Below are 8378 nucleotides of genomic sequence, written 5' to 3'. Positions count from 1 at the left end.
GCAACTGGTGACAAGGGCGCAACTGGTGACAAGGGCGCAACTGGTGACAAGGGTGCAACTGGTGACAAGGGCGCAACTGGTGACAAGGGCGCAACTGGTGACAAGGGTGCAACTGGTGACAAGGGCGCAACTGGTGACAAGGGTGCAACTGGTGATACCGGCGCAACCAATGTCACAGATATCACGGACACTGACCAAGTTGGTATTCCTGGCAACGGCGTTCGTGAATTCAAGATCAGCGTGGTACCAGAACCAGTTTATCAAGTAGCAGAAACTGATAACCCAGGTGATCCAAACGGTGGTCCGGATGAGAACACACCAGAAACAGACACTGACCAAGTTGGTATTCCTGGCAATGGCGTTCGTGAATTCAAGATCAGCGTGGTACCGGAACCAGTTTATCAAGTAGCTGAATCTGATGATCCAGACGGGGAGATCCCGGATGATCCTGGCGATACCCCAGATGGGAAGACCCCGGATGATCCTGGTGATATCCCAGACGGGAAGACCCCGGATGATCCTGGCGACACCCCAGACGGGAAGACCCCGGATGATCCTGGCGATACCCCAGATGGGAAGACCCCGGATGATCCTGGTGATACCCCAGATGGGAAGACCCCGGATGATCCTGGTGATACCCCAGATGGGAAGACCCCGGATGATCCTGGCGACACTCCAGACGGGAAGACCCCGGATGATCCTGGCGACACCCCAGACGGGAAAACCCCGGATGATTCTGGCGACACCCCAGATGGGAAGACCCCGGATGATCCTGGTGATACCCCAGACGGGAAGACCCCGAATGATCCTGGCGACACCCCAGATGGGAAGACCCCGGATGATCCTGGTGACACCCCAGACGGGAAGACCCCGGATAATCCTGGTGACACCCCAGATGGGAATACGCCGAATGATTCTGGCGACACCCCAGATGGGAATACGCCGGATAACTCAGGTGATACCCCAGATGGGCAACCATCAACTGATCAAGGACAAACCCCGGATGATTCAGGAAAACCGGCGAGTCGTATCAAGTTACCAGATACGTCTAGTGCAGAGCCTGAAGTGGGCGCAAACCAAGGGCAAAACGTTGGTTCACGCACATTCATTCCAAGTGCCCCAGCGCAACGCGTCACCTTAGCGGACACGCTTGGCACCACGACTGACACCGAAAACGGCTCCTTGGCAAGCGGCACCACGAGTGGTCGGCGCCAACTGCCTGATACAAGTGATTCAAACAGCGAAACATTGATCCTGGCCGGCGTTGGTTTGACGATCATGGATGCTTTAGCAGCATTTGCGATCGCTAAGAAGCGGCGTGATTCAGACGATGATCCGTTGTACTAAGCTCACGCGATCGTGAGTCATATACAAGCTGGGTACCTAGGGAAACCGAGGTAGTCAGCTTGTTCTTACATATAAGTCAAGTCATCAAGAGGTCAGCAAAATGAAACAACTATCGATCATTATTACCTATCATAACGAAACCCCAGAACAGATCAGACGGGCATTTGCCAGCGTGACGATGCAAGTCGAAGTTGATTTTACGACGATCGAAGTGCTGCTGGTCGGCGATGGCGTGGCGGCACTTCCCAATAGCTGGCTGCCAATGCCAAAAGGGCTCTTGGTTCGGCAGCTGAATTACACCCCTAGCCGCGGGGCAGGGGTGGCGCGCCAAGTTGGTATCGAGCATACGACTGGCCGCTACTTCATGTTTATCGACGCTGACGACGTGTTGCAAGACGTCTTCGTGTTGCGAGATATGCTTAAGCCGACGCAAACAGCGAATGATGATATGATCATTGCGCGGTATACGAAACAGCACCGGTTCGATGGTCAGTATCAAGAGACGTTATCGGCAAAATTCGACTGGAAAGCAGCCTATGCCAAGCTTTATAATCGAGCTTATATCAAGCGGGTGGGGCTTAAGTGGCGGCCGGATCTGCGGATCTTTGAAGACACTTATTTTGTCGGGTTGGCCTGCGAATTAGCGCACAGTCGCAAGTATCTTGATCGCTCAGTTTATGTTTGGCTATGGAATCCGGCCTCGACCGTGCGCAAAGACGATCACGCCTTTGATCATCAATTGCAAGTGTGGGCACGCTCCAATCGATACAGTTTAGCAATGTTGCGTGAAAAAAAGCCGGCAGTTTGGCCGCGGGATTTTTACCATTACATGGCAGATCTCTTTTATCGGGTGAAAGTCCACGCCCCGGCGGATCAAGCGGCATTTTTGGCGGAACATCAGGCGCTGTTAGTGGCTAATCGCAGCTTGTGGACGCCAGCCGGGCAAGCGCAAGTGCGTGCGGAAATCACCCGCTTGCAAGCCGCAGATGCGCCTTATGCCGGCCTGTCGCAAGCCGGCTTGGATGCTTATCTGGCGGCGCAAACTGGCTACTTAAAGCAAGCTTACCAACAGGAGGTCACCCATGGATAAACCTTGGCTGAGTTTGATCATTCCGTATCATTTGGCTTATGGCGCAGATTTTGAACGCGCTTTATCTTCTGTCTATACCCAAATTGGAGTAGACTTAAAGCAAGTCGAAGTGATCACTGTCAATGATGGCGGACCGGCGCTTCCCCAAACGCTGGCCAAGCGCTGGCCGTTGCAACAAGTGACCTTAGCCCGCAGTATGGGGGCTGGCGTTGCTAGGCAAGCAGGGATCGACCATGCCCATGGCGATTATGTGATGTTTTTAGACGCAGATGATATGCTGGCCAGTCCGATGGTGCTGCACGCGTTTTTGGCGGCGTGTGCGGATCGACCAGACGTGATCTTGGCCCCGTTTTGGGGTGAGACTCGCACCGGTGATGGGGTGGCGTATGATCTGCGCTCGGCGTTGGATGTCGCTTCGGTAGACGCCAAGGCGTATCGGCGGGGGTATTTGGACGAGCTTGGCTTGACCTTTCACCCGAAGTTGCGAGTCTATGAAGATGTGTATTTTGTCTCATTGGCCTTAGCTTTCACGCAAAAAACGGTGACTTTGACGACGCCGGCTTTCGTCTGGCGCTTGAATTGGCAATCGACTGGCCGCCGTAACGGGTTTGCGATGGTGGCTGATGGTGCGATGTGGGTGCGTTCAGGCCGCTATCAGCTCCAGTTTTTAAAAGCCCATCACGCCAAGCGCTGGGCCCATGACTTTTATGAATTGTTAGCCAATATTTACAGCCACATGCAACAATATCCGCCTCAAGATCCCCAAGCCGTCGCGGCAGAAGTCCAGCAACTGCTACAAGAAAATCAGCACTGGTGGCACCTGCCGCGGGTGAAACCGTTGATTCGGGAGTTGGCCCGCCAAAAAGCGCAGGCGCAACACCTTGACTTGGCTGGCATCGATGCGTATCTCAACTATTTGGAGGAACTAGCGTGAGTAAGACTTTGAGCCTCATCATTGCAATGGAATCGGCGACCGTCCAGGATCTGGTCGTGCCGCTGTCATCAGTGAACAACCAGCTAGGCGTGGATTTTCGTCAGGTCGAAGTCTTGTTGATCGATAATGGCCGTTATCAATTAGAAGACTTGGAACCGCTGCGGGTCTTTAATCGCCTTAAATTTCGCTACATCAAGCCAGCCAAGATCTGGTCATGGCCAGTGGCGTTTCAACAAGGACTGATGCTGGCAACCGGCAAATTTGTGGCCTTTATGGGCCCGAATATGCAATTCAACTCGGTGGATGTCTTGCAGCAAGTCTTTGCTGGGATCAAGGCGCATCCAGACGCGCAGCTGTTTTCCGGATTATTGTTAAAAGAAAACATGACGGCCAAGCGGCAGTTTGAATACCGGGTGGCCTCAACGACGCATTTGTTGCGCGGACGCTTCATCAGTCGCGACTTGATGATGCAAAGTCAGCTGACCTTCGAGGATTTCGGCGCGTACACGGAACAATTCGTGGGCCAGCTGGTCGAAGCCGTTGCGCAAGCGCCGCAAGAATTGGAACATGCGGTGGCGGTCCAATTCTTAGGCCGGACGGTGTCAGATGCGGTGCTGCCGCCAGCACCGGCTAAATTACAGCTGGAGTGGGTGCGGATGACGGCCCGGTACTTAGCGCGTTTGCAACAATTGGTTCCTGCGCAATATGGGGAAACACTCGCTAAAACTATCGTGCGGTTTTATTCACAAGCCGGCAAAGATCCGGCGATGACGGCGCAAATGGCGGCATTAACGGCCCAAAATGCGGCGCAATGGCCGCAAGTGCTTGCTTATGTGACTCAACTGCAAGCGACCGACCAATCTCCGGCGGCCCCATGGAATGCGGAACCGGCTGACTTTTCTGGCTATTTGCAAAAAGTCTCGCCGTTGCGCGCACAAGTCACGACACCAGCACGTTAAGCACAAAGGCCCGACCAGTACGGTCGGGCCTTTTGCGGCTTGTTTTTTGAGATCCGGGTGCCTACTATAAGGGGGAAACGAGCACTTGTGCTTGTTTGCACATTAGGATGGAGGGAATCATTTTGGTTAGTGAGTTGAAGTTAGAACAAATCATTGATGCTGCCCAACAAATCGCCGTGGCGACCTTGACTGAAGACGGCACTGCGCCAGACGTGCGGATTGTCTTAGGCGTGTATGACAAATTGGGTAAGCAGGTACTGTTTATGTCCAGCAGGCAGGCGGAAAAAGTGGCTGAAATCGCCGCGCATGGCCGGGCCGCTTTTGCCACGCCGCAGTTTGATGACCAAGGTGTCGTGCGCGTGCGCCATGCGCATGTCGCCAAGATCACGCCAACGACGGCGCAAAGTGCCTTATACCAACAAAAATATCCCCAAACCGCGAAATTTGCGGCGCACTCAGATTTCTTCGCGCTGACCTTTGACGAAGCCGATGTCACCATCAACGGCGAAACGACGACGGTCAAGATCACCGACTAAAATAAAACACCGGTCAACAGGAATTTCCTGTTGGCCGGTGTTTTTAGCTTAACTGACTAGGGCATCAGGCAAAGCCGGTTTGCCAAAGTAATAGCCTTGGCAATAGTGGATGCCTAAGCGGCTGGCAAAATCGACATCGGCTTGGTCTTCGACGCCTTCTAAGATGAAGTCGATACGGGCTTTTTTGGCGGTATCGACCCAAAACAGCACGCGTTCATGGATGCGGGCTAAGGGTTCATGCTTGCGCAGATTTTGCATGGCAAACTTAACACCGTCGATATAAGGGAGAACTTTTTGGACTAATTCATACGAATTGTCCGAACCGACATCATCAATGAATACCCGGATATTGGCACTGCGGTAGATTGCGGTGATGCGCCGAGTCGTCGCTAAGTCCGGTACGGTGGTGATCTCAACGATCAAAGCATCCGGGCCATAAGCGGCATTGGCAAAACCGGCCAAGGCATTGGCGATGCTGGTATCGGCAAATTGGGCCGGGGTCAAGTTGATCGTCACGCGCGTCAGGCGGCTTTTGGCCAGCGTGCGGGCGATCATCTTGATCTGTTGTTCGACTTGGATGTCAAACCGCGGCGGCAAATGCCAATGATCGCCGTCTTGTTGCCGCAGCAATAGTTCCGCGCCCCAAGGCTGGGCTTCATCGATAAGCATGATCGGTTGGGCAAAATAGGTGAGGACCGGCGCAGCCCCGGTGTTTTTCACACCGCTGCCAGCGCTTTGGTTGCCGCCTTTTTGCTTACTATTGCGCAAGTTGTCATCCGCTCGCGCAAAGGCCGTGCCGATGCTGGGGTCTTCTTGTTGGGTAATAGTCAATCCAGCCGACAACGTCAAATGCGCCACGCCGCCTTGCACCGGGAAATTCGTGGTGGCCACGCGCTTGAGGCAAGCCGCGACGATCGTTGCCGCTTGTTCAGCCGTGGCGCCAAGAAAGCCTAAGGTAAATTCATCGCCGCCAACGCGATATAACCGCGCGTTGATGGCCGCTTTTTGCAGCACTGCTTGCAGGTTGTCGACGATCGCCAACAAAACGATGTTGCCAGCAAGATACCCATAGCGCTGGTTGAACGCACTAAAGTGGTCCACATCGATGGCGGCGACCACTAATTGTTGATGATGAGCTTGCGCTTGATCAAACATCGTCGCAATATCGGTTTGTCCGCGGGCAAACACCGCTGTGGCCGTCATTTCATCATAAGCGGCGACGCGCTGCAATTTGGCCGTGCGCGCATCAGCAGCCACGGTCAAGCGAATGTATTCTTGCACGAACAAGCCTAAGACCAAATAGGCCATGATCTCGCGTACCCACCACCAAGGATCAAACACCCGCGGCCGTGAGACATAGATGCCAATGACCCCGGTGATCCCTAATGCGAACATGCCCAGATAATCCCATAAGCGGCGTTGCTGCATCGTGTGGCGGATCACGATCAAGCTGCATAACACGGAGACCCAAATGACATAAGCGATGAGTACTTGCGCCGATAGCGGTTGCGCGTATCGCCATAAGTAAGCCGCACAACAAAGCTCTTGAATGATGATGGTGACCCAATCCCCGGTGCGTACCGCGATCACATATAGACTGATCAGCATCAAATTTAAAAACGCCCAATGCAAGCCAAACACATGCATCTGCGGATCAACGCGGTATTGCAGTGCTTGCAAGGCATATAACACTCCAAGATACACTAAACCTGCCACCCGCACGATACTGGTGCGGTGCGCGACGATGAAGGGGGTGACAGCGCGGTCATCGACCCAATATAGTAGTGACGTCATCCCTAACGCCAAGAAGATACTGAATAATAATGTTGTGACGTATGAAACGCCGATCATCCCACCAGACATAGCCCGACCTCTTCATAGGTAAAATATTAAAAAATAATCCCTGTTATCTTAGTATAAAGATTAATTTATCAATAAACAATGTCAATCATGGCTCACCTGGTTGTGCCACAGCTGTCAATTAAAACCAAAAAGCCTTGTCACGTCACCGTTTGATTGGTGGCGTCACAAGGCTGGCGGGGATGTCCCAGACAGTGGGGCACATGGCAAAATTATTTGTAAAAATTAATGTTGAAACCGGTCAAAGAAGCTGCGCTTTTTGGGTTCAGCTGGCGTTTCAGGGTAGTGCAAGCGAATGTCTTGGTGATCAATGGCATTTTTGGCGACGAGTAACAATGCAAAGGCGGCTGGCGTAATTTGCGCCGTGTCGTCGTTGATGCTGGTAAAAGCTAACCCTGCTTGGCTGGCAGCTTGCATGTAAGGGGCAGTTTGGGCTGGTTCGAGCTTGCCATTGATCAAGAGCTTGAACCCTGCTTGTTGGCCATATTCAGCCAAGACTTGCCGACACAGTGCCAGCGTTTCCGGCCGGGTGATTTCGGCGTTGGTCACCGCCAGCGCCACGCGCTCACGCAAGGAGCCTAGATATTGGCGGCGTTCGTCTGGCCGTGTTTGGGGGGTGCCGTTCAGCCGATCGAGGAGGCGATCTTGGAGCTCATCTTCAGACATTAGGCGACAACCTTTCTGTGATAGAATTAACTTCAGTATAACATGGAGGCGACGGCAATGTTTGAGCGAAAGGACTTTGAGGTTTTTGATGATCGCACGCTGATCGGCCGCTTGGGCCGCATCCGCAGTGAGCTGGATCCGAAGTTTGAAAAAGCGGGCTCGCTTTTGGCTGCGCAATGCGTGCAAGCCGGGTTGCCTCAGCAAACCGTGCACATTGCCAAACATGCGCGCCGGCATAAAAACCCGCCGGTAGATACTTGGCTGGCGCTATCCGCTAATCCGCGCGGATACAAGATGGTCCCACATATAGAATTAGGCTTTTGGGATGATCGGCTCTTTTTATGGGTCGCGCTGTTGCAGGAGAGTAAACCCCAAACACCAAACTGGGCCCGCGTGACCCAAGCGGTAATGGCTTTGCCGGCGGGATTTGAATTATCGGGTGATCACACCAAAAAAGCCGCCATCCCGGTGACTGAAGCGGCTTTGGCGGCCCAGACCAAACGCTTTGAAACCGTTAAAAGCGGTGAATGGCTGGTGGGAAAGACTTATTTGCAAACCGACCCGGTTTGGGACGATCCCGCGGCGTTTTGGCAATTATTACAGGCGCAAGTGGCGGCATTGCTGCCGATCTATGCGCTGTTAAGTATGTAGCAAAGCCCTTGACTGGATGGTGTGAACCGGTTAAGGGCTTTTTAAACGCGTTCGCCCAAGCAATGGGGGTGCGTGCTAATCAGTCGCGCCGTCCGCCGGCTACGCCGACTGCCGTCACGCCCAATTAGCCCGACCCCCTAAATGCGCCTTGGGTTCACGCTCTGCTTTAAACGCGTTCACCCAAGCAACGGGGTGGCGGGTAAGTCATCCCGTCACGTCGCGTACCGCGACGCCCCCAGGCTGCCTTACCCACACCCTTAAGTGCGCTTGGGTTCACGCTCTGATTAAACGCGCTCCTAATTGCAACGGTGAGGCGCCTCAAACAGCGCGTCGTG

At 53.6% G+C, this 8378-nt stretch carries 7 protein-coding genes and 1 pseudogene; 6 read left to right on the top strand and 2 right to left on the bottom strand.

Annotated elements, in window-relative coordinates; genetic code table 11:
* From EKM91_RS14155 to EKM91_RS13220, 5 genes and pseudogenes are all read left to right on the top strand, one after another.
* Nucleotides 1-1347: pseudogene (locus tag EKM91_RS14155) on the top strand (hypothetical protein); the annotation flags it as partial.
* Between the two features lie 100 nt (nt 1348-1447).
* Complete coding sequence (locus EKM91_RS13235) at nt 1448-2437, top strand: glycosyltransferase family 2 protein (RefSeq protein ID WP_125754373.1); 990 nt, start codon at nt 1448-1450, stop codon at nt 2435-2437.
* Nucleotides 2430-3371: a glycosyltransferase family 2 protein gene (locus EKM91_RS13230; protein WP_125754372.1), complete on the top strand. Its 942-nt coding sequence runs from the start codon at nt 2430-2432 to the stop codon at nt 3369-3371. The genes EKM91_RS13235 and EKM91_RS13230 overlap by 8 nt, the downstream gene beginning before the upstream one ends.
* A complete protein-coding gene (locus EKM91_RS13225) occupies nt 3368-4330 on the top strand; it encodes a glycosyltransferase family protein (RefSeq protein ID WP_125754371.1) in 963 nt (320 codons plus the stop codon). The genes EKM91_RS13230 and EKM91_RS13225 overlap by 4 nt, the downstream gene beginning before the upstream one ends.
* 107 nt (nt 4331-4437) lie before the next feature.
* Entirely contained in the window at nt 4438-4866 is a 429-nt protein-coding gene (locus EKM91_RS13220; RefSeq protein ID WP_125754370.1) for a pyridoxamine 5'-phosphate oxidase family protein, read from the top strand.
* Nucleotides 4867-4914: 48 nt separating this feature from the next.
* On the opposite strand, the gene EKM91_RS13215 is transcribed toward EKM91_RS13220, so the two are convergent.
* Entirely contained in the window at nt 4915-6729 is a 1815-nt protein-coding gene (locus tag EKM91_RS13215; RefSeq protein ID WP_125754369.1) for an EAL domain-containing protein, read from the bottom strand.
* Nucleotides 6730-6951: 222 nt separating this feature from the next.
* Entirely contained in the window at nt 6952-7392 is a 441-nt protein-coding gene (locus tag EKM91_RS13210) for a YueI family protein (protein ID WP_125754368.1), read from the bottom strand.
* A gap of 57 nt (nt 7393-7449) precedes the next feature.
* Here EKM91_RS13210 and EKM91_RS13205 point away from each other — a divergent pair, with 57 nt between their 5' ends.
* Nucleotides 7450-8043, top strand: coding sequence for a DUF1054 family protein (locus EKM91_RS13205; RefSeq protein WP_125754367.1), 594 nt, complete (start codon nt 7450-7452; stop codon nt 8041-8043).
* Nucleotides 8044-8378: the final 335 nt, after the last annotated feature.

Source organism: Lacticaseibacillus baoqingensis, from assembly GCF_003946165.1.
GTDB classification, from domain to species: Bacteria; Bacillota; Bacilli; order Lactobacillales; family Lactobacillaceae; genus Lacticaseibacillus; species Lacticaseibacillus baoqingensis.
Note: the sequence above shows the minus strand (reverse complement) of the source record. Positions and strands in the feature narration are given on the sequence as shown.

Excerpts from the sequence above, each read along its gene's own strand:
- EKM91_RS13230 (WP_125754372.1), top strand. The coding sequence starts at position 2,430 with ATGGATAAACCTTGGCTGAGTTTGATCATTCCGTATCATTTGGCTTAT.
- EKM91_RS13205 (WP_125754367.1), top strand. The coding sequence starts at position 7,450 with ATGTTTGAGCGAAAGGACTTTGAGGTTTTTGATGATCGCACGCTGATC.
- EKM91_RS13210 (WP_125754368.1), bottom strand. The coding sequence starts at position 7,392 with ATGTCTGAAGATGAGCTCCAAGATCGCCTCCTCGATCGGCTGAACGGC.
- EKM91_RS13235 (WP_125754373.1), top strand. The coding sequence starts at position 1,448 with ATGAAACAACTATCGATCATTATTACCTATCATAACGAAACCCCAGAA.
- EKM91_RS13220 (WP_125754370.1), top strand. The coding sequence starts at position 4,438 with ATGGAGGGAATCATTTTGGTTAGTGAGTTGAAGTTAGAACAAATCATT.
- EKM91_RS13215 (WP_125754369.1), bottom strand. The coding sequence starts at position 6,729 with ATGTCTGGTGGGATGATCGGCGTTTCATACGTCACAACATTATTATTC.